The 18,728-nt window shown below is 35.6% G+C and carries 24 protein-coding genes and 1 tRNA gene; 11 read left to right on the top strand and 14 right to left on the bottom strand.

What is annotated here, in order from left to right; genetic code table 11:
• Positions 1-474: 474 nt before the first annotated feature.
• A complete protein-coding gene (locus J7J10_04960) occupies positions 475-693 on the bottom strand; it encodes a hypothetical protein (protein ID MCD6130281.1) in 219 nt (72 codons plus the stop codon).
• A gap of 88 nt (positions 694-781) precedes the next feature.
• On the opposite strand from J7J10_04960, the gene J7J10_04955 reads away from it, so the two are divergent.
• The 7 genes from J7J10_04955 (at position 782) to J7J10_04925 (ending at position 5,353) form a co-directional block, all read left to right on the top strand.
• The gene (locus tag J7J10_04955; protein ID MCD6130280.1) at positions 782-1,243 is read left to right on the top strand and encodes a universal stress protein; all 462 of its coding nucleotides are present in this window, start codon (positions 782-784) and stop codon (positions 1,241-1,243) included.
• A complete protein-coding gene (locus J7J10_04950) occupies positions 1,236-1,862 on the top strand; it encodes an endonuclease III domain-containing protein (GenBank protein ID MCD6130279.1) in 627 nt (208 codons plus the stop codon). Before J7J10_04955 ends, J7J10_04950 begins: the two co-directional genes overlap by 8 nt.
• Position 1,863: 1 nt before the next feature.
• Positions 1,864-2,463, top strand: coding sequence for a dephospho-CoA kinase (locus J7J10_04945; GenBank protein MCD6130278.1), 600 nt, complete (start codon positions 1,864-1,866; stop codon positions 2,461-2,463).
• Position 2,464: 1 nt separating this feature from the next.
• A complete protein-coding gene (locus J7J10_04940; protein ID MCD6130277.1) occupies positions 2,465-3,097 on the top strand; it encodes a hypothetical protein in 633 nt (210 codons plus the stop codon).
• Positions 3,098-3,113: 16 nt separating this feature from the next.
• Complete coding sequence (locus J7J10_04935) at positions 3,114-3,983, top strand: thioredoxin domain-containing protein (protein ID MCD6130276.1); 870 nt, start codon at positions 3,114-3,116, stop codon at positions 3,981-3,983.
• 2 nt (positions 3,984-3,985) lie between these two features.
• Positions 3,986-4,468, top strand: a complete 483-nt coding sequence (locus J7J10_04930) for an NUDIX hydrolase (protein ID MCD6130275.1) — start codon at positions 3,986-3,988, stop codon at positions 4,466-4,468.
• 102 nt (positions 4,469-4,570) lie between these two features.
• Positions 4,571-5,353: an Fpg/Nei family DNA glycosylase gene (locus J7J10_04925; GenBank protein ID MCD6130274.1), complete on the top strand. Its 783-nt coding sequence runs from the start codon at positions 4,571-4,573 to the stop codon at positions 5,351-5,353.
• 36 nt (positions 5,354-5,389) lie between these two features.
• On the opposite strand, the gene J7J10_04920 is transcribed toward J7J10_04925, so the two are convergent.
• Positions 5,390-6,304 carry a patatin-like phospholipase family protein gene (locus J7J10_04920; protein ID MCD6130273.1) on the bottom strand — a complete coding sequence of 305 codons (915 nt, stop codon included), beginning with the start codon at positions 6,302-6,304 and terminating at the stop codon, positions 5,390-5,392.
• An 83-nt stretch (positions 6,305-6,387) separates the two neighbouring features.
• On the opposite strand from J7J10_04920, the gene J7J10_04915 reads away from it, so the two are divergent.
• Positions 6,388-7,056, top strand: coding sequence for a YggS family pyridoxal phosphate-dependent enzyme (locus tag J7J10_04915; protein ID MCD6130272.1), 669 nt, complete (start codon positions 6,388-6,390; stop codon positions 7,054-7,056).
• Between the two features lies 1 nt (position 7,057).
• Here J7J10_04915 and J7J10_04910 read toward each other — a convergent pair whose 3' ends face one another.
• Both J7J10_04910 and J7J10_04905 read right to left on the bottom strand, forming a co-directional pair.
• The gene (locus tag J7J10_04910; GenBank protein ID MCD6130271.1) at positions 7,058-7,240 is read right to left on the bottom strand and encodes a hypothetical protein; all 183 of its coding nucleotides are present in this window, start codon (positions 7,238-7,240) and stop codon (positions 7,058-7,060) included.
• 182 nt (positions 7,241-7,422) lie between these two features.
• Positions 7,423-8,304: a helix-turn-helix transcriptional regulator gene (locus tag J7J10_04905; GenBank protein MCD6130270.1), complete on the bottom strand. Its 882-nt coding sequence runs from the start codon at positions 8,302-8,304 to the stop codon at positions 7,423-7,425.
• A 252-nt stretch (positions 8,305-8,556) separates the two neighbouring features.
• Between J7J10_04905 and J7J10_04900 the strand changes: the two genes are divergently transcribed.
• From J7J10_04900 to J7J10_04890, 3 genes are read left to right on the top strand one after another with little or no spacing between them, the layout of a single operon-like run.
• Entirely contained in the window at positions 8,557-9,057 is a 501-nt protein-coding gene (locus J7J10_04900) for a DedA family protein (GenBank protein ID MCD6130269.1), read from the top strand.
• Positions 9,042-9,707 carry a hypothetical protein gene (locus J7J10_04895; GenBank protein ID MCD6130268.1) on the top strand — a complete coding sequence of 222 codons (666 nt, stop codon included), beginning with the start codon at positions 9,042-9,044 and terminating at the stop codon, positions 9,705-9,707. The genes J7J10_04900 and J7J10_04895 overlap by 16 nt, the downstream gene beginning before the upstream one ends.
• Positions 9,704-11,701 (top strand): elongation factor G, encoded by a 1,998-nt coding sequence (locus tag J7J10_04890; GenBank protein MCD6130267.1) that lies wholly within the window; start codon positions 9,704-9,706, stop codon positions 11,699-11,701. The genes J7J10_04895 and J7J10_04890 overlap by 4 nt, the downstream gene beginning before the upstream one ends.
• A gap of 3 nt (positions 11,702-11,704) precedes the next feature.
• Here J7J10_04890 and J7J10_04885 read toward each other — a convergent pair whose 3' ends face one another.
• The 10 genes from J7J10_04885 to J7J10_04840 form a co-directional block, all read right to left on the bottom strand.
• The gene (locus tag J7J10_04885) at positions 11,705-12,160 is read right to left on the bottom strand and encodes a universal stress protein (protein MCD6130266.1); all 456 of its coding nucleotides are present in this window, start codon (positions 12,158-12,160) and stop codon (positions 11,705-11,707) included.
• 9 nt (positions 12,161-12,169) lie between these two features.
• A complete protein-coding gene (locus J7J10_04880) occupies positions 12,170-13,192 on the bottom strand; it encodes an aspartate-semialdehyde dehydrogenase (protein MCD6130265.1) in 1,023 nt (340 codons plus the stop codon).
• Entirely contained in the window at positions 13,179-13,745 is a 567-nt protein-coding gene (locus tag J7J10_04875; GenBank protein MCD6130264.1) for an aminoacyl-tRNA hydrolase, read from the bottom strand. Before J7J10_04875 ends, J7J10_04880 begins: the two co-directional genes overlap by 14 nt.
• A 3-nt stretch (positions 13,746-13,748) precedes the next feature.
• Positions 13,749-14,369, bottom strand: a complete 621-nt coding sequence (locus J7J10_04870) for a 50S ribosomal protein L25/general stress protein Ctc (protein ID MCD6130263.1) — start codon at positions 14,367-14,369, stop codon at positions 13,749-13,751.
• Between the two features lie 19 nt (positions 14,370-14,388).
• On the bottom strand, positions 14,389-15,315 hold the full coding sequence (locus J7J10_04865; protein MCD6130262.1) for a ribose-phosphate pyrophosphokinase: 927 nt from the start codon (positions 15,313-15,315) through the stop codon (positions 14,389-14,391).
• A gap of 51 nt (positions 15,316-15,366) precedes the next feature.
• Positions 15,367-15,441 (bottom strand) — tRNA-Gln (locus J7J10_04860).
• A 1-nt stretch (position 15,442) separates the two neighbouring features.
• Positions 15,443-15,760, bottom strand: a complete 318-nt coding sequence (gene spoVG / locus J7J10_04855; GenBank protein ID MCD6130261.1) for a septation regulator SpoVG — start codon at positions 15,758-15,760, stop codon at positions 15,443-15,445.
• 12 nt (positions 15,761-15,772) lie between these two features.
• Positions 15,773-16,627, bottom strand: coding sequence for a 4-(cytidine 5'-diphospho)-2-C-methyl-D-erythritol kinase (gene ispE / locus J7J10_04850; protein ID MCD6130260.1), 855 nt, complete (start codon positions 16,625-16,627; stop codon positions 15,773-15,775).
• Positions 16,614-17,885 (bottom strand): amidohydrolase, encoded by a 1,272-nt coding sequence (locus J7J10_04845; GenBank protein ID MCD6130259.1) that lies wholly within the window; start codon positions 17,883-17,885, stop codon positions 16,614-16,616. The genes ispE and J7J10_04845 overlap by 14 nt, the downstream gene beginning before the upstream one ends.
• Positions 17,869-18,699, bottom strand: a complete 831-nt coding sequence (locus tag J7J10_04840; protein ID MCD6130258.1) for a purine-nucleoside phosphorylase — start codon at positions 18,697-18,699, stop codon at positions 17,869-17,871. The genes J7J10_04845 and J7J10_04840 overlap by 17 nt, the downstream gene beginning before the upstream one ends.
• Positions 18,700-18,728 lie beyond the last annotated feature (29 nt).

Raw genomic sequence — 18,728 nt, 5'->3', positions numbered from 1 at the left:
GAAAAAACAATGTTTGAGTGTTAGTGAGTTTTGTTTTTTTAGCATAATATAAGCATTTTTAATAAATTTTCATTGGCAAGAAGACTTTTTGTTACTTTTTGGTCTTTTCAAAAAGTAAGGATGAGTCAATCAGCAGGATTCCCTTTTTTCTGTCGTAAAAACCTCCAGTTTTTACGACCAAATCTGCGATTTGTGTCATAAAATTTTAAGGGAATTTTTACGACCAAATCTATGATTTGTGTCATTCCCGCGAATGCGGGAATCCAGACTCCAGATTCCGTGTCAAGCACGGAATGACAGGAGGTGTAATCCAGAGGCTAATATTCTTTTCTTTTGCCTCAGAATAATTAGTTTATGGCTTTTCTATCAACCATCAATTTCCCCCCGTGGAATACTCCAGAATATTCCACATTTGCGACAAATATCGAGTTCACGTTCCTATCAATTTTTTACCAGTCGTCATTACCGTATTGCTCAAAAGGAAGAGGCATCCATAACCTTTTTGCCTTCCATTTGAACTTGTTCTACTTTTAAAGCACCATCTTTACAACAGATATAAAAGGCATCTTTGTCTATCTTTATTATTTTCCCATAATTATAATCTTTTTCCTTTAATGAAACAGGCGGGGCTTTTAGAATTTCAAGGCGTTTTACATAACAAACCAGCAGGAAGTTAATAAAGTGGTCTGGTATTAATTTAACATACGATTACTATTTAACAATGTTGTTTATAATTGCAAAATTTGATACCATAAGTTAAAAAATAAAAAGGAGTTGAAAGATGAAAATCCTTATTCCTACTGATCTTTCTGAAGTATCTCTGGAGGCAGTAGAGTTTATTATGCAGAATGAACAACTAAGAAAGGGAAACATTATCCTTGTTTATGTAGTAGATATTAGGGGTATTATTTCTGCGATCTATACCAGTGCAGCAGAGCTGCAGGGTATCATTCAGCGAGAGGCAGAAAAAAGACTGGGGGATATAGAGAAAAAATTTAAAGAACAAGGCTTAGATGTAAAACACATTATAAGATTAGGTGAACCCTCGGATGAGATTGTTAAAACAGCTATTGAGAAAAAGATAGATCATATAATTATTTCTTCACATGGTAAAGGAATGTTAAAGGAGATGTTTGTGGGTAGTGTAGCTGTAAAAGTGACAAGAAAATCTCCTATACCTGTTACCATTGTTAAGCCTAAGGAAGTGAAGAAAAAACTAACCCAATATTGGAAAAATGCCTGATCTTATTTTTATTTATGAAAAATTGTTCTCTGCTTTTGGTCATCAGAACTGGTGGCCAGGGGAAACGGATGATGAGATAGCAATTGGCGCTATTCTTACTCAGAATACAGCCTGGAAAAATGTAGAAAAGGCAATTCAAAACTTAAAACAGGTAAACCTGTGTAGTTTTTCTGCTATTTTTAGTGTAGAAGAAGAAAAGATAAAGAAACTTATTTCACCCGCAGGTTTTTTCAATTCCAAGGCACAATATTTAAAAAATTTTGCATCTTGGTTACACCATAAAAAGGGCTTTTCGGGGTTAAAAAAATATTCTTGTGAAGAGTTGCGTTTGGAATTTCTTTCCATTAAAGGCATAGGTAAAGAAACGGCAGATTCTATCTTGTTGTATGTTCTTTCTTGTCCCTTTTTTGTGGTTGATGCATATACCAAAAGATTAGTTCACAGACACAAAGTTATGTCTGCATTGGGCTATGATGAGATACAAAAATTATTTATGGAGAACATTCCTTTAGATATTGAATTATATAAGAATTATCATGCGTTAATTGTTGAGTTGGGTAAAACATACTGTAAGAGAAATCCTCGGTGTGATGTATGTCCCTTGAAGGAATTTTTATAATATGAGGTTCATTGGCCTTACTGGCGGTATCGCTTCGGGCAAAACTACAGTAAGAAAGATGTTTGAAGAATTGGGTGCATATACATTGGATGCGGATGAATTGTCTCATAAAACATTATATCAAAAGGATGTTTATCAGAAGTTGTTAAAACATTTTGGAAGTGATATATTAAATAAAAATAGAGAAGTAGACAGGAAAAAATTGGGCAGGATTGTAATAAACGATAGAAAAGAATTAAGATTTTTAGAGAGTGTCGTTCATCCCAAGATAGCAGAGATGAGAGATGCATTTATAGAAAATGTGAAGAAAAAGGATAAAGATGCGGTTATTATATATGATGTTCCTTTACTTTATGAAAAAAAGATGGAAAATATGTTTGATACGATTATTGTGGTCTATGTAGATAGAAAGACACAGATAAAAAGAATAATGGAAAGAAATAAGATTTCTGAAGAAGGAGCAGAAAAGAGATTAAAGTTACAGATGGATATAGAGGAGAAGAAGAAAAAGGCACAGATTATTATAGACAATAGAGGAACACAAAATGATACCTTTAAGCAGGTAAAAAACATCTGGAATAAAACAATTAAAGGAGGATGATATGCCAGAATTAGGTAAGGTAAAAAAACCTTCAGTTGAAAAGTTTAAGGATAAGAAAAGGTTATATCTTGTTCCGCTTATATCTTCAATGACAGGATTGGATGTTAAGGAGAAGCAAGAGGAGTATGAGAAAAAATTTGAGGACTACTGGAAACAGGCTAAAGAACAAATAGAAAATTTGGAACTTAAGATGGGGCAGGTCAAAAACATTTATCATGAGTTTGTTTCAAAGGAAGGAGAAGAGGGATTGAAAATAATTGAAAATTTAAACCAGAGCAGTTTTAAGATCGTTAAAGAGATGTTGGATAGGGGAGTAAAACTTTTTGCTGTAGAAGATGACGAAACATTAAAGGAAACCTTAGATTGGCAACGGTGTATGATGATAGGTGTTGAGAGCCAGAATGCGACGAAGATTGTTTCTGAGGCTTATAATAAGGCTGCTGAAAAGAGAAACGAATATGTCGTAAACAAAATAGCCGAAACGCTTCAAGATGGGGAGGCAGGATTGTTATTTGTTTTAGAAAACAATCAGTTTCAGTTTCCATCCGACATAGAGGTTTTTTATATAGCTCCTCCTGCTTTAGATGAAATTCATCGTTATTTGAGTGATAGTTTTAAGGAAAGTAAATCTTAATTTATAAGGGGTTTTTATGACACAAATCATAGATTTGAAGCGACATTTTTTAAAATTTTGTTTGGTGTTAGCAATACTTATGTTGCCAGTTTTGGTTTATGCAGCTTCGCCCAAAGAGGCGGTTAACTCTATTTTTGAAAAGCAAATAAAACAATATTCTGCAAGAGGAATAGAGGTAAAAGTAAAAGATGAAGGCAAAATATCTGGACTTCAGGGATTTCATCTAGTAACCATTACTTTAAAGAAGGATAAACAACAAAAGATCATGCCTTTTGCTTCTAACGGAGATATGGTTATTACCAGTGCGATTCAAGTTGAGGGGAAAAATCATTATCCCATTCTTTCTGCTGCCCTTGCTGAAAAAAACAAAATTAGTGTGTCTGTCAAAAATGCTGTAATAGTTCACAAGGCAAACAATTCTAAATTTAATATTGTTATGTATCTTGATTTTGAGTGTCCTTATTGCAGGATAAGCCGAGATGGGGTTTTAAGCCTGGTCAAAGAAGAAAAATGGCCTGTAGATGTTTATATAAAACCGGTTCTAATTCATACCACTGAAAAAAACCGTTTTCTAACTGAGATGTTCATTGCCATGTCTCATTTTAGACAGGACATTTCTTCTCTGCTTTTCTTAAACGCCAATCGAAAAAAAGAAGAAATAGTAGGAAAAATAAAGGATTATTGTAAAAAGAATAAGATTGATTATGCAAAGTTGGTTAAAATAGCACAGAGCAAGAAAACCAAAAATATCATAGAAGCAAACGAAAAGGAAATGCTTAAAACACTGCATTCCAACGGCACCCCGACATTTGTTGTAGATTCTTATATAGTAAGAGGTGCAAGTTTTGGCTTATTGCGGCATTTTGTTGAAAAAGCTGCAAGATAAACATGGAAGAATATAAGTATTGTCCAATTTGCGGGAATATTCTTAAAGTAGGAATTTTTAATGGTAAGGAGAGGAAATATTGTCCCTATTGTGCTTTTATTAACTATAAAAATCCCTTGCCTTCTGTTGGTGCCATTGCTGTAAAAGAAGATAAAGTTTTATTGATCAAAAGAGGAGTTGAGCCAGGAAAAGGAATTTGGGCGCCTCCCTCTGGTTTTGTGGAGCTGGGGGAAACTCCGGAAAAAGCTGTTTTAAGAGAACTGAAGGAAGAAACTGGTATGTCTGGAGAAGTAGAAAGGTTGCTCGGAGTATATAGGGAAAGTGCAAAAATCTATGGAGATATATTAGTTATCATGTATCTTGTTGAATTGAATGGTGGAACGCCAATTGCTGGAGATGACGCTCAGGATGTAAAATTCTTTGATATAACTAAATTACCCGATCTGCGTTTCAATTCTTTTAAAAGTGCAATAGAGGAAATTTAATATATGAGACACATAAATCTCAAAGAGATTTAAGCTTGCAATTGTAGAGACAATTCTACTTCGTAGAATTGCTTGCAAAAATTAGGAATTTTTGTAGAGACAATGCCAGAATTACCAGATGTTGAATCTTTTAAAACATATTTTGAGGAAAGCTCCCTCGATAAAGTTATCGCTGATGTTCAATGCAGCTGTAAAGATTTGATTAAAAATATAAATTTTAAAGATTTAAAGAGTAAGCTTGTAGGGAGAAGTTTTATAGATGTTAACAGGAGAGGGAAGTTTTTGATCTGTGAGATTAAGGATGTTCCTGAAAAACTTATATTTCATTTTGGAATGACAGGAGATTTGCACTATGTGAAACAAAGAACAAAAAAAGATAGGTTTACCCGTCTCGTTATAAAATTTGAGAATGGATATGAACTTAAGTGGCTTAGTATAAGAAAGTTAGGTAAAATCTATTTAGTAAAAGACCCAGAGGAGATAAAGCTGATAAAAGAAATGGGGCCAGAACCCTTGACCATTTCTAAAAAGGACTTTTTCAAAATCTTAGATAAACACCAGCGAAAGAACATAAAAGCCTTTTTATTAGATCAAAGGGATATTGCCGGAATTGGAAATGTTTATTCTGATGAAATATTATTTAAAGCTAAGATAAATCCTCATAAAAATATTGAAACTATCGGTTCAGAGCAAAGAGAAAAACTATACAAGAGTATGAAAATGGTATTAAAAGAAGCAATTGATTGTAATATGTATTTTGATTCATCCTGGCTCATTGTTCATCGAGGTAGAGACATGAGATGTCCCCGGAATAAAAATCATAAGCTTAAAAGAGAGATTATAGCAGGGAGAAGTTGTTATTTCTGTCCGGTTTGTCAAGCTTAAATCTCAAGGAGATTTGAGCTTGCAAACCCTTTGCAGTTATAAACTTTTATGTTTACCAAACAGTTTTTTATAGACAAGGTATTCCCTTGAAATTACCGCTTTTATTTGTTTTAGGTGTTTTTTTGTTGCTTCTTTGCCCTTTTTTATACAAAAGTCTATTTTATTAAAATCTGTCCAATGAACTTCCCTTACATCAGGTTTTATAATAATGTCTGCTTTTTTCGAAAGTATTTTGCAGAGTTTGATTTGTGCAAGTTCCTCACTACGCATATATATTTCCAATGCTGTATTTAGTTTCCCTGGTGGGGAAGGTTTATTTTTGAGCATCACGGCAATTACAATATTTGCACCCAGATCAAACGCTAATTTAACAGGTATATTAGTTGTCACGCCGCCATCGACTAATAATGTATCTTTTCGTTTTACGGGTGGGAAAATAGCAGGTATAGCAGTACTGGCTTTTGCCGCTTCCCACAGGTTTCCTTTTTTCATTATTACATCTTTGCCTGTTAAAAGGTCAAGGGCTGTGCTGGCAAAGGGAATTTTTGTGTCATTAAAAGTTTTTTCACCAAATATATGATGGAAAATTTCGTCTGTTTCCTTTTTTGAGAGAAGAGCGTTCTTGGTAAGCAGCTCTGTAAATAACGCACCTTCCTGAAACCTATTCACCCATTTATCAAACCATGTTTCGCCTTTTCTTGGTTTGAATTTTCCCAATGCCAATTTTTGGTATGCATCCAAACTAGCCATCTCTTTTATTTTTTGTTTTAACAGACAAACATTAGGATTCAAGGCATACATTGCGCCTATGATTGCACCTATGCTTGTTCCTGCAATTCTATCTATGTTTATGCCTTCTTCTTCAAGTATTTCTATTACACCAATATGGGCTATGCCTTTTGCTCCACCTCCAGCTAAGGCAAGACCTATTACAGGCTTAGGTAAAATCATATCTTTATTTTAAAATAATCTGAGAATTTTAGCAACTTGACGCAGGTATAAAAACTCAATAAAGTAATTGAGGGGGTGTTGGGATGATTAGAGAAAATGTAAAAAAGTTGTTGGAAGAGATACCACAAGGTGTGGAATTGGAAGCGGCAGCAAAAACAAGAACAGCAGAAGAAGTATTGGAAGCGGTTAAAGCGGGAATAAAAATTGTTGGGGAAAACTACATGAGAGATGTGAAAAAAGTTTACCCCGTAATAGGGAAAAAAGCAAAGTGGCATTTTATTGGAACTCCTGAAACGCAGAAACATGATCTTTTAAAGAGGAAAAACTTAGAAATATTTGATATGATAGAGACTATTAATTCAGTGGAAATAGCAGAAGAAATAGATAAACGATGTAAAAGTATTAATAAAATAATGCCTGTCTTGATAGAGGTAAACAGTGGCAGAGAACCGCAAAAGTCAGGTGTGATGCCAGAAGATGTAGAAAGTTTAATCAGGAAAGTTGCTCAACTTAAAAATATGAAGATAATGGGACTTATGACAATGGGACCTCGTTTTGGCAATCCGGAAGACTCCAGGCCTTACTTTATAGGGACGAAAAAGATATTTGATAAGATAGAGAGGCTCAACATTCCTAATGTAGAGATGAAATATTTGTCTATGGGAATGACGAATTCCTACCAGATTGCCATAGAAGAGGGTGCTAATATCGTTCGTATAGGCACAAAAATATTTGGGGAAAGAGAAAAATAGATTATGAGGCTTTTTTCCAGTTCTTTGCTTTATCTTCTATACTCTCCAGCGTTTTCCTACCGGGCACATGCAAATGCCATGTTTTTTGACATGAAGGGCAGTGAAACTTTACACTTGATATTTTCTCCACCGGTCTTCTGCAAATGGGGCAGAAGCCACAATACAAAACCTCTAAATCTTCCATACGCACTCCTTTGAAACTTTATTCAAAATCCGAAGGGTCAATATAGGCTGTGAACAAGATTTGTCAAGGGAATTCTCTTTTAGAGAATTCCCTTGCAAGCTCGCGTTTGTCAAGTAATTTTGCCTTGCAAAATCACTTGCAAGCACAAAGTGCTTGTCAAGTAACATATTTTTTTACATGATTTAAGAATGATAGATGATTTTCCCCGTATCCCTGAGGTCGTAACCAGTGGGTTTTTTAAACAGGGTATGTATAAATACAGGATCTATAAGGGAAAGAAAATCCCTCACCGGCTTTGTGTAGAGGTGTTGTTTGGAGATGACAAGATCAAACCGTTCCTGTGTGATGCGGATAAAATCCAATTGGAGAATATCGGAAACAGATTCAATCCCTAAGCTTACATCTGCTTCTCCATGAAGAATCTTCAAACCTGCATCAAGATGTTTGTTTACCTCGTCTTTATAACCTATTATGTCTTCGGGGTTTATGCTTAACTTGTTTAAATAATAATCAAATAAAACCCTGGTGCCTGAGCCCGGATTGCGATTAATAAAGTGTGCTTTCTTTTTGGCTATATCTCCTATTTCTTTTATCTCCAGAGGATTTCCCTTATTTACGATGAGCCCCTGATTTCTATAAGAGAGATTGATCACCGTATACTCTTCATTTTGCAGATATTTGGAAAGATAAGGAAGATTGTATTCTCCTGTTTCTGCATCAAACAGGTGGGTGGCGGCGATAAATGCCTTTCCACAGGACAAAGCAAGGATGCCTTTAAGGCTGCCTACATCTGCATAATAAGCCAATGATTGAGGAAAGTTTTTTTCTATATATTTATTTATCAGTTGTTTTAAGATTAAATCATCACTGCCAGCAATAAATATATCTTTTTCACTTTCCACGCTTTCTCTAATCCATTTTTCTATGGATTCTTTAGGAAAAAGCCATTTTCCGGCGATTCTTGTGCAGGGAATTTTTCCTTCTTTTATCAGTTGATATACTTTTTTTTCGTTGATTTTTAAATATTTTGATACTTCTTTAGTTGTTAAAAGTGGATTCTCCATAATGTGTTTATTATAAGTGGAAATTTGTTAAATGTAAAATTTAAATTTAAATAATGTTTATAGTGTTTGCAAGCAATTCTACTTCGCAGAATTGCTTGATATAAATCTATATTTCACTTATAATAAAAGCATCTGATGTTGAACATGACAAACACAGCAATAGAGTGGGTATCGCGATACGGTGAAGGTGCTATATTTGTATTGACCTTTTTGGAATCATCAGCTTTTGCGGGACTAATTGTTCCTGGGGAAATGGCAGTTGTATTAGGCGGTGTTTTTGCATCGCAGGGTATACTAAACTTCTATTTAACTGTTGTTGTTTCTCTATCTGGTGCGATATTAGGAGATAGTTTCGGGTATTTTTTAGGACGGAAAATTGGTAAACCTGTGATAATAAAATATGGGAAGTATTTTTTGTTCAACGAGAAATACTATCGTATTGTAAGAGCTTTTTTTAGTAATCATGGCGGAAAGACAATTTTCTTTGGGCGATTTGCTTCTGTCTTGAGGTCGTTTGCCCCCTTTGTAGCTGGTATTGCACATATGAGATACAAGACATTTCTTATATATAATGTAGCAGGTGGAGTGTGCTGGGCATCTATATATGTTTTTTTAGGTTATTTTGCAGGTAGAGAATGGAAGGTCGTACACTCTTATTTAGGGAAAGGTGCAGCAATTGCATTTATTGTTGGTGTAATTTTGGTATATTGTTATTTTAATAAGAAAGGAGAAATTTTATGGAAACGCTGTTGATTTCTTCTCCATTTTATCCTCTTCCGTTGTTCCCAGAAGGATGCAGGATTGTTAAGGAAAATGGCATAATTGTAAGAGATATTCTTCACTGTTACCCACGAAGAAAAGGGGAGATAGAAAATGGTCCGTATCTTGAGGGATATAGGAATGATGGGCAGATAGATTATCTTTTCTACTTTGAGGAAATTAGTGAGCTTATACAGGAATATGCCATGGCGTACTTTTTGTTTAGAGTGCGATATGGCTATCATGATTTCCTTATTGGATACTGCAAAACAGATGGTAAAAATTATAAAGAAATTAAACCCGGTGTATATATTTTGTCAGCGGTGGAGGCGCACTTTACTTCACAGGTAATAGACATAACAGAAATTACAGGTGTATATAATTTGCAGGATAAAATCATGAAAAGCAACAGCATAAATCATCCCGAGTATGCTGACCTTTTGCAGGAATGGTTGGAAAAACTGAAAATGACAAAAAACGAAATAGATTTATTTATCAGTAAATCAAAAAGCTTACGCCAGATTAGAGAGGAATCAGAAAAAGATAACAAATATTTTGAGCAGAAATGTTTGGGCTGTTCATTTTTCAAGAAGAGAGATTGTCCATTATGGAATAAGTTTTTAAGAATGGGGGCTGATATATGAGTGAGAAGGGAACCATAGTTGTGTTAGGTGGAAGAGGAAGCGGGAAAACAACATTGGTAGAGGATATTTTATTTCTTGCTAAAAAAATAAGTAGAAAAGGTAGTACGGATAATGGAAATACGACGATGGATTTTGACAATGAAGAGATACAGAGAAAGCTTTCCTTACAATTGGCAATAGGATATACAGATTGGGAAGGACATCGCATAGATATTATAGACACACCAGGGTATGGAGATTTTATTACTGATGCATTTTGCGGAGCAAGAGTGGCTGATGGTGCATTGCTGCTTGTAGATGCATTAAGTGGGATAAAAGCAGAAACAAACAAGTTTTTTAAATGGCTTATGCAAAAGCAAAAACTGAGCTTTATTGCGATAAGCATGCTGGATAAGGAACATGCTGATTTTTACAATACACTTTCTGCTATCAAGCAAAATATTGCGCCAAAGGCAATGCCCTTGTTTTTGCCATTAGGAAAAGAAGCAGAATTTGGGGGTATTATAGATGTAATGGCTCAGAAAGCCTATAGTTATAAGGATGGAAAGAAACAGGAGGTGGCAATCCCGGATGCAGAAAAAGAAAAGTTTGATGATTTTAGATCAAAAATTGTAGAAGCAACAGTAGAGGAGAATGATGAACTTTTAGAGAAGTATTTAGAAGGGGAAGTTATTGATGAAAAAGAACTCCTGAAAACACTAAAAAAGGCAATACAAAATCTAAAAATTACACCTGTTTTTCCTGTATCTGCTTTAAAAGGTATAGGCACGGATGTTATTCTTTCTGGTATTATAGATTATCTACCGCAGCAAGAAAAAATTGAGAAGCCGTCTGTGTTAGTTTTTAAAACCTACAATGATCCTTTAACGGGTAAAATCAGCTGTATGAAAGTATGTACAGGGACTATCAACTCGGATACCGTTTATTTTAATGTAAATAAAGATACAACAGAGAGAATAGGTACATTGATGAAATTACAGGGGAAAAACACAACTTCTGTAGAGAATGCAGAACAAGGAGAAATTGTCGCTTGTCTTAAACTAAAAGTTACTCAAACAGGAGACACATTGGTTGAAAAGGGCAATTCTGTAAGATATGATTTTGTGGATACACCTATCCCTCAAATTTCATATGCTGTTCACGCGAAATCTAAGGGCGATGAAGAGAAAATCGGTACCGCAGTATCTAAGATAATAGAATCAGATCCGTCGCTGGTTTTTGAGAAAAATATAGAAACGCAGGAATTTTTACTGAAGGGAATGGGCAAAATGCATCTTGAAATAACAGCATCTAAACTGAAAAACAAATTCGGTGTGGACACTGAACTTACTATACCAAAAATTGCATACAGAGAGACAATCAAAAAAAAAGCAAAGTCTCATGGAAGATACAAGAAACAGACCGGTGGTCATGGACAGTTTGGTGATTGCTGGATAGAAATTGAACCCTTGCCTAGAGGAGGGGGGTTTGAGTTTGTAGACAAGATTACAGGAGGTACTATTCCTCGACAATTTATACCTTCTGTAGAAAAAGGAATAAAGGCTGCAATACAAAAAGGAGTATTAGCTAATTACCCTATGACCGATGTGAAAATAACGTTGTATGACGGCATGTATCATCCCGTTGACTCTTCAGATGTTGCCTTTCAAATGGCTGGTTCTATTGCTTTTAAAGAAGGCATCAACAACTGCAAACCTGTTCTTTTAGAACCCATGATGGAAATAGAAATATATGTGCCGGATAGGTGCACTGGTGATGTAGTTAGTGATCTTAATTCTCGCCGAGGAAAAGTGATTGGGATGAATTCTCAAGGAGAGGGATATAATTGTATAAAGGCAATTGCTCCTCATGTGGAAACATTGGAATATGCCCTCGCATTACGCGCTATCACACAGGGGGAAGGATACTTTACAATGAAATTTAGTACCTACGAAGAAGTACCGCCTTCGTTAGCGCAAAAAATTATAGAAAAGAATAAAGAACAGGAAAAGTAGTAATTACTCCTTTGGTATTTTAACCACCAGCAGAGGAATATCAGATATCCTGACCACTTTCTCTGTTACACTGCCGAAGATGAATTTTTCCAGCTTTGTTTTTCCTCGTGCACCTATGATTATAAGATCTACATGGCGAGACTGAGCGAAATCCACAATTTTTCTATAAGCCTCTCCCTTTTCCACCACGATTTCTACATCAGAGCCTAATTGATATCTATTTTTCAAGGTTGTAAGTTCTTTCATTGCTTCATCACGCAAGCTCTTTTCTATCTGTTCGCCGGGAAGGCCCGGGACATAACCAATAGATTTGTCTATATCTGTTAAACAATGATAAACAATAAGCCTTGCTCCCAATTTCTCCGCCACACTTTTAGCAAATAAGAGTGCATACTCTGCATTTTCCGAAAGGTCGGTAGGTACCATAATTGTTTTTATGTCTACTTTTTTAAATTCCATTTTTTCCTCCTATAAATATTGTTCTGTAAGTCTTTCTGCAATTTGCACTGCATTAAGTGCCGCCCCTTTTCTTAAGTTATCAGAAACTACCCACATATTTATACCGTTTTTTATCGATTTGTCTATCCTTATTCTACCTACGAAGACTTCATCCTTCCCGGATGCATCAAGTGCCAGCGGATAAAGTGAATTATCCGGGTTGTCAAGCAATTTACAACCTTCCTGAGAAGCAATTAGCTGTTTTAGTTTTTCTATGTCAAATACCTTTTTTGTTTCTACATTTATCGCCTCTGAATGGCTTCTAATAACCGGTATTCTTGCACATGTGGCTGTAATTTTTATATTTTTGTTATGGAATATTTTTCTTGTCTCATTTACCATTTTTTCTTCTTCTTTCGTGTAACCATCTTCAAGGAATACATCTATATGCGGGAGACAGTTAAATGCAATTTTATGGGGGAAAGCCACAGGTTTATAATCGCTAAGTTTAAACTCAAAAAATGCTTTTGTCTCATATATAAGTTCATCTACTGCTTTTTTGCCTGCTCCTGATGTTGCTTGATATGTAGCTACTACTATCCTTTTTATGCCAAAGTTATCATAAATAGGCTTTAATGCTACTACCATTTGAATAGTAGAACAGTTGGGATTGGAGATTATTCCTCTGTTTTTATATTGAGCAATGTCTTCTGGGTTTACTTCTGGGACAACCAGCGGTACATCCTCATCCATACGGAAATAACTGGTGTTGTCTATTACCACTGCTCCGCTTTTTACGGCGATAGGTGCATATTCTTTACTTACTTTTCCTCCTGCCGAGAAGAGGGCAACATCTATTCCTCTAAAGGAATTTTTGTCCAATACATTTACCGGTACTCCTTTACCTTTGAAATGTATAGTTTTTCCCACAGACTTTTCAGAGGCAAGAAAATTTATTTTCTTTATGGGAAAATTACGCTCTTCTAAAATTAAAGCCATCTCTTCGCCTACCATACCGGTGGCGCCTACAACAGCTACATTATATTCCTTCATCTTGCTTGACCTCTATGTGTGAATTATATTTATTCATTGCATAACTTAACCCATTTTCCACAATATCTAATATAGCATGTATTGCTACATCTATCACCTGTTCTATTACAATTTTTTCCTCTTTTGTAAATTCTCCCAATACATAATTTACTACATCACCTCTGGGTTTACCTATGCCTATCCTTATTCTAATAAAATCTTCGCCGATATGTTGGATAACAGAACGCACACCTTTATGGCCGCCGTCTCCTCCGCCTTTTTTTATTTTTAAACTTCCCAAGGGTATATCCATATCATCATGAATCAGAATAATCTCTTCTGGAGAAAATACACTTACTGCTTGTTCCACCGCTTCCCCGCTTAGGTTTACCCATGTTGCTGGTTTTATTAGTATAACCTTTTTACCAATTGCGCAAGAAGAGGAAATATCTGCCCGATATAAAAAACTTAAGTTTAAACAGCCGCAAAACTTATCCGCCAACACAAACCCTACATTATGGCGTGTTTTTGCATAATCAGATCCAATATTTCCTAAGCCAACTACTAGAAACACTTCTTATTTTTCTGTTTCCTCTTTTGTAATCTTTTCCTCTTCTTCCTCCTCTTCTTTTTCCTCTTCTTCCTCCTCTTCTTTTTCCTCTTCTTCTCTACCTAAAATGGCTACAATGGTGAAATTTCTTTTTTCCTTTATTTGCACTCCTTTTGGTAGATCTAAATCCATAACATGAATTGTATCTCCAATATCCAATGAACTTATATCTGTCTGAAGAGAAGAAGGCACATCTTGAGGATAGGCAGTGACCTTAATATACTTTCTCGGCTGATAAAAATTTCCACCTCTCTTTACTCCTATTGCTTCACCCATAAGTTCTACAGGTACATCTACCTGTATCATTCGCTCTGGAGAGATTTGATAAAAATCTACGTGTATTATTTTGTCTGTTACAGGGTTTCTTTGTATATTTTTTAGAATTGCATCTATTTCTTCGCCTTCTATGTTCAGTTTGTATATGGTATTTTTTGCGCTATTTCCATAGAATTTGGTAAATTCTTCTTCGTTTACCTCTAAGGATTTGCTTTCTTTTTCCCAGCCATATATGACGGCAGGAATCATCCCCTCTTTACGCAACCTTTTAGCGTAACCCTTGCCTGTTTCTTTTCTCAAGTGAACATTCATTTTCTTCTCCTTTGAAGATTTATAAAAAAAGCGAGCTTACCGATTCTTTGTTGGATATTCTTTTTATGGCTTCTCCAAATAGCGAAGCTACAGACAGCACTTTGATCTTAGATGATGTTTTATCTGCAGGAAGCTTAATGGTATTGGTAACGATTAATTTCTCTATGGGAGAATTCTCTATTTTCTCAATAGCATTACCGGAAAGAACAGGATGGGTACAGCAAGCGTATACTTTTTCTACTCCCGCCTCTTCCAGTGCCTCTGCTGCATTGACCAATGTTCCGCCTGTATCTATCATATCATCTACTATTATTGCAGTTTTTCCTTTTACTTTTCCTATAACATGCAATACTTCCGAGACATTGGGTTCAGGTCTCCTTTTATCTATGATAGCCAGGGATGCGTTAAGCTTTCGGGCATAGCTTCTTGCTCTTTCTACACCACCTGCATCCGGTGAAACAATAGCCAAATTATCTAACATATTTAATTTAATATAATCCAATATAATTGGAAATGCATACAAATGATCTACCGGGATGTTGAAAAAACCTTGAATTTGACCTACATGCAAGTCCATACATAAGACTCGGCTTGCCCCGGAGGCCGTGAGCAAATCAGCAATTAATTTCGCAGTGATAGGTGCTCGCGGTTCTACCTTTCTATCCTGTCTAGCGTAAGCGTAATAAGGCATAACTGCCGTAATGGACCCAGCAGATGCTCTCTTCAATGCATCTATGATAATGAGCATTTCCAATATGTTCTTACTCACGGGGCGGGAGAGAGATTGAATAACATAAACATCATCACCTCTTACACTTTCTTCAATTCGTACATTTATCTCCCCATCGCTAAAAGTATTAACAATAGTAGGGGCGAGAGGAATATTCAAGTAATCACTGATTTCCTCCGCTAATTCTCTATTTCCATTGCCCGTAATAAGCTTCATTTCAAAATCTCCACATTTAAATACCCGTTTCCTTAAAGATAAATATTTTTTTGGCTGGGGCGGGTGGATTCGAACCACCGAATGCGGGATTCAAAGTCCCGTGCCTTGCCACTTGGCTACACCCCAATTAATCGTTAGTTTCCACTTCTGCAATGTTTCCTACATTTTCTTCTTCGCTTCCTTTTTCGCTTCCTTTCACTTTCTCATATTCTTGAATAACTCTCTCTTCTAATTTTTTCCTCGTTTCGTTATTTAAAGGATGAGCGATATCTCTAAAACTTCCATCCTTCATTCTTTTAGAAGGCATAGCTACGAAATACCCTCTTTTCCCATTAATAACCTTTAGGTCTCTAACTACAAAACAGTTATCAAAAGTTACCGTAGCGAAAGCTAATAACTTTTCATCTCCTTCCACTAAATTAATCCTTACTTCTGTAATTTCCATTCTCTCCATCCTTTAACATAAAAGCTTTACTTTAACACAGTTTATACCTTCTTTTTGCAACATCTTACATTTGTTTACTGCCTTTTGCACCTCCTCATCCTGGAATAGTATAGTGAAAAATGCCGAACCACTACCAGACATGATAAGATTTTTTCCTAATTGTTTTTCTGCTTTCTCCTTATATTGTTTTAGTTTGGGATAAAGAGAAAAAGCACTGTGTTCCAAATCGTTATGCATGTACTTAAGAATACACCTCATATTTATGTCATTTTCCCGGAAAACATTCGTTGAAATTCTATGGGCAAATATCTTGTTTGTCAACTGGATTTTTCCTGCATATACATCTTTGGTAAATACAGGAATTTCTGGAAATACAATTAAAGCGAAGTGTTTGCCTTTCACTCTTAAGGGATGAACAAGTTCGCCTCTTCCTTTAAGCAGCGCAGCATTGGCAGAAATAAAAAAGGGAATGTCGCTGCCCCAGAGGAGAGATATTTTTATCATTTCTTCTTTGCTCATTTTCAAGTGCCATATCTTGTTTAGTGCCAATAGTGTATAGGCGGCGTTGCTACTTTCTCCACCTAAACCGCTGCCTACAGGAATATGTTTGTCCACATAGATTTCTATTCCCTCATCTATGTCAAAATGCTTCTTTAAAAATGAAGCCACTTTGTATACGATATTTTCCCTTCCGCATAGCTCCTTTATATTGGAGTTCACTATAATTCTATTTGATTTTTTAAACAACAGTACATCATGTAGGTCTATTTTGTTTAAGAGAGAAAATAGTTCGTGGTAACCATCTTCTCTTTTGCTCAGTACATACAAAAACAGGTTTAACTTGGCGAAAGATTTAACCTTTAGCAACCTTTGATGCAATTTCTCTTACCTTTTGTTTTATTTCTTCTTCGTCCACGGTAACCATCCTGCCATTTTCATAGATAATTTTCCCATTAATTATTGTCATTTTCACATTAGAAGCTGAAGCAGAATAGATGAGATGAGAATAAGGATTAAAATATGGTATAAGGTTTATATCATTTAAATCTATAATCGCTAAATCTGCGATATAACCTTCCTCTATTTTGCCTATTTTTTTATGAAGCGCTTTCCCGCTATTTGCTGTAGCTAAAAATAAGGTATTTTTTGCATCCATTGCAGTGGAATCCATAGTGTAAAGCTTCTGCACTTTAGATATTGTATCCATTTCCTGAAACAGGTCCAAATTGTTATTACTTGCGCTGCCATCTGTACCTATGGTTACATTCACATTATTTTTTATCATTTTCCAGACAGGTGCAATGCCAGAGGCAAGTTTCATATTACTTTCTGGAACACAACAAACTGTTGACCTTTTTTCTTTTAACATTTCTATCTCCTGGTCTGTAACATGGGTGCAGTGGGCTAAGATAGTATATTCATCTAATATATGTATATCATTCAGGTATTTTATTGGCGTTTTTCCTGTTTTTTCCTTTACTATTTTAATTTCGTCTTTTGTCTCTGCGGCATGTATGTTAAATAACATTTCTTTATCTAAACTTAGCTGTTTACATCTTTCCAGTGTTTTCCTTTCCACGGTATAGGTAGAATGAGGTGCTACAATAATGCTTATAAGCTTGTCTTCCTTGAATTTCTCTAATAGTTCTTTCGTTTTTTCTATGGATTGGTCCGAGTTTTTTGCATCAGGTGTAGGAAAATCTAATATCCCTTCTCCTATAAACCCTCTCATACCTATATTTTTACATGCTCGAGCTACCTCATCTTCAAAAAAATACATATCTACAAATGTGGTTACACCACCCCTTACAAGTTCTACCATAGATAGCAGGCTGCACCAATAAACAGAATTTTTGTTGATGAATTTCTTCTCCAGTGGGAAAATATAATTGTATAACCAGTCTTTTAATTTTAAATCATCAACCAGTCCTCTAAACAGAGACATTGCTAAATGGGTGTGGGTATTTATTAAACCAGGGATAATAAGGAGATGGGGATCTTCTATTGTTTTTTTTGCTTTTTTCTTTTCTTTTCCCACATAGACAATCTGAGAACCTTTTATCCCTACATATCCATCTATTGCATCTTGAGGCGTGACAATGATACCTTTAATTAATAGATTCATTAAAGGCCTCCTTCAAAATACTTCTTATAACCGAAGCCAACTTTGGGGATGCCAGACGAGCATTTTCTATCACCATTTCTATAGGAGCGGGTTGCATACAATCCGGTTTATTGACATTTGAAATGATAGAAAGGCCCAATACCTTGATATTCATGTGTCGAGCAACTATAACCTCCGGCACTGTGGACATGCCCACTGCATCTCCTCCTACCTGTCTCAACATCCTTGTTTCGGCAGGTGTCTCCATCGATGGTCCGCATACCCAAACATAGACTCCCTGTCTTAATATTATTCCTTGTTTTGCTCCTATTTCTAATGCTTTTAGGTATAATTTTTTGTCATAAGGTTCACACATATCAGGAAAGCGTTCTCCTAACTCCTCTGTGTTTTTTCCTCTCAGTGGATTTTCTCCACAGAAGTTTATATGATCGGTGATAACCATTATATCCCGAGCAGAAAAAGAGGGGTTCAGTCCTCCGCTGGCATTTGTTACGATGAGAAACTTAATACCTAAAAGACCCATAATCCTTATGGGATAAGTGATATCCTTCAACTTGTATCCTTCGTAAAAATGCAACCTTCCCTGCATACAAACAGTATTTACATTTTCTATCTTTTCAAATAGAAAGCAACCTTTATGTCCTGCAGTGGTAGATGGAAGCATGTGCGGAACATCGGCGTAGGGAATAGAAGATTTTGCAGTTATATTTAGACTATCGTTCAATCCTGTTCCCAGAACAATGCCTACCAAGGGTTTAAATCCATCTGTTCTTTTTGTTATATAGTCCACTGACTCTCTTAATTTCGTAAGCATTTTTCCCTTTCTAATTTTTAGGTTATAAT

It is taken from the genome of Deltaproteobacteria bacterium, assembly GCA_021159305.1.
GTDB lineage: Bacteria > Campylobacterota_A > Desulfurellia > JAGGSF01 > JAGGSF01 > JAGGSF01.
Note: the sequence above shows the minus strand (reverse complement) of the source record. Positions and strands in the feature narration are given on the sequence as shown.

Bases quoted from the DNA above. Each gene is read 5' to 3' on its own strand.
- spoVG (MCD6130261.1), bottom strand. From the start codon at position 15,760: ATGGAAATTACAGAAGTAAGGATTAATTTAGTGGAAGGAGATGAAAAG.
- J7J10_04925 (MCD6130274.1), top strand. From the start codon at position 4,571: ATGCCAGAATTACCAGATGTTGAATCTTTTAAAACATATTTTGAGGAA.
- J7J10_04865 (MCD6130262.1), bottom strand. From the start codon at position 15,315: ATGAAGCTTATTACGGGCAATGGAAATAGAGAATTAGCGGAGGAAATC.
- J7J10_04845 (MCD6130259.1), bottom strand. From the start codon at position 17,885: ATGAATCTATTAATTAAAGGTATCATTGTCACGCCTCAAGATGCAATA.
- J7J10_04840 (MCD6130258.1), bottom strand. From the start codon at position 18,699: ATGCTTACGAAATTAAGAGAGTCAGTGGACTATATAACAAAAAGAACA.
- J7J10_04915 (MCD6130272.1), top strand. From the start codon at position 6,388: ATGATTAGAGAAAATGTAAAAAAGTTGTTGGAAGAGATACCACAAGGT.
- J7J10_04950 (MCD6130279.1), top strand. From the start codon at position 1,236: ATGCCTGATCTTATTTTTATTTATGAAAAATTGTTCTCTGCTTTTGGT.
- J7J10_04890 (MCD6130267.1), top strand. From the start codon at position 9,704: ATGAGTGAGAAGGGAACCATAGTTGTGTTAGGTGGAAGAGGAAGCGGG.
- J7J10_04895 (MCD6130268.1), top strand. From the start codon at position 9,042: ATGGAAACGCTGTTGATTTCTTCTCCATTTTATCCTCTTCCGTTGTTC.
- J7J10_04935 (MCD6130276.1), top strand. From the start codon at position 3,114: ATGACACAAATCATAGATTTGAAGCGACATTTTTTAAAATTTTGTTTG.
- J7J10_04945 (MCD6130278.1), top strand. From the start codon at position 1,864: ATGAGGTTCATTGGCCTTACTGGCGGTATCGCTTCGGGCAAAACTACA.
- J7J10_04900 (MCD6130269.1), top strand. From the start codon at position 8,557: ATGGCAGTTGTATTAGGCGGTGTTTTTGCATCGCAGGGTATACTAAAC.
- J7J10_04930 (MCD6130275.1), top strand. From the start codon at position 3,986: ATGGAAGAATATAAGTATTGTCCAATTTGCGGGAATATTCTTAAAGTA.
- J7J10_04910 (MCD6130271.1), bottom strand. From the start codon at position 7,240: ATGGAAGATTTAGAGGTTTTGTATTGTGGCTTCTGCCCCATTTGCAGA.
- J7J10_04940 (MCD6130277.1), top strand. From the start codon at position 2,465: ATGCCAGAATTAGGTAAGGTAAAAAAACCTTCAGTTGAAAAGTTTAAG.
- J7J10_04920 (MCD6130273.1), bottom strand. From the start codon at position 6,304: ATGATTTTACCTAAGCCTGTAATAGGTCTTGCCTTAGCTGGAGGTGGA.
- J7J10_04870 (MCD6130263.1), bottom strand. From the start codon at position 14,369: ATGAATGTTCACTTGAGAAAAGAAACAGGCAAGGGTTACGCTAAAAGG.
- J7J10_04880 (MCD6130265.1), bottom strand. From the start codon at position 13,192: ATGAAGGAATATAATGTAGCTGTTGTAGGCGCCACCGGTATGGTAGGC.
- J7J10_04955 (MCD6130280.1), top strand. From the start codon at position 782: ATGAAAATCCTTATTCCTACTGATCTTTCTGAAGTATCTCTGGAGGCA.
- J7J10_04905 (MCD6130270.1), bottom strand. From the start codon at position 8,304: ATGGAGAATCCACTTTTAACAACTAAAGAAGTATCAAAATATTTAAAA.
- J7J10_04885 (MCD6130266.1), bottom strand. From the start codon at position 12,160: ATGGAATTTAAAAAAGTAGACATAAAAACAATTATGGTACCTACCGAC.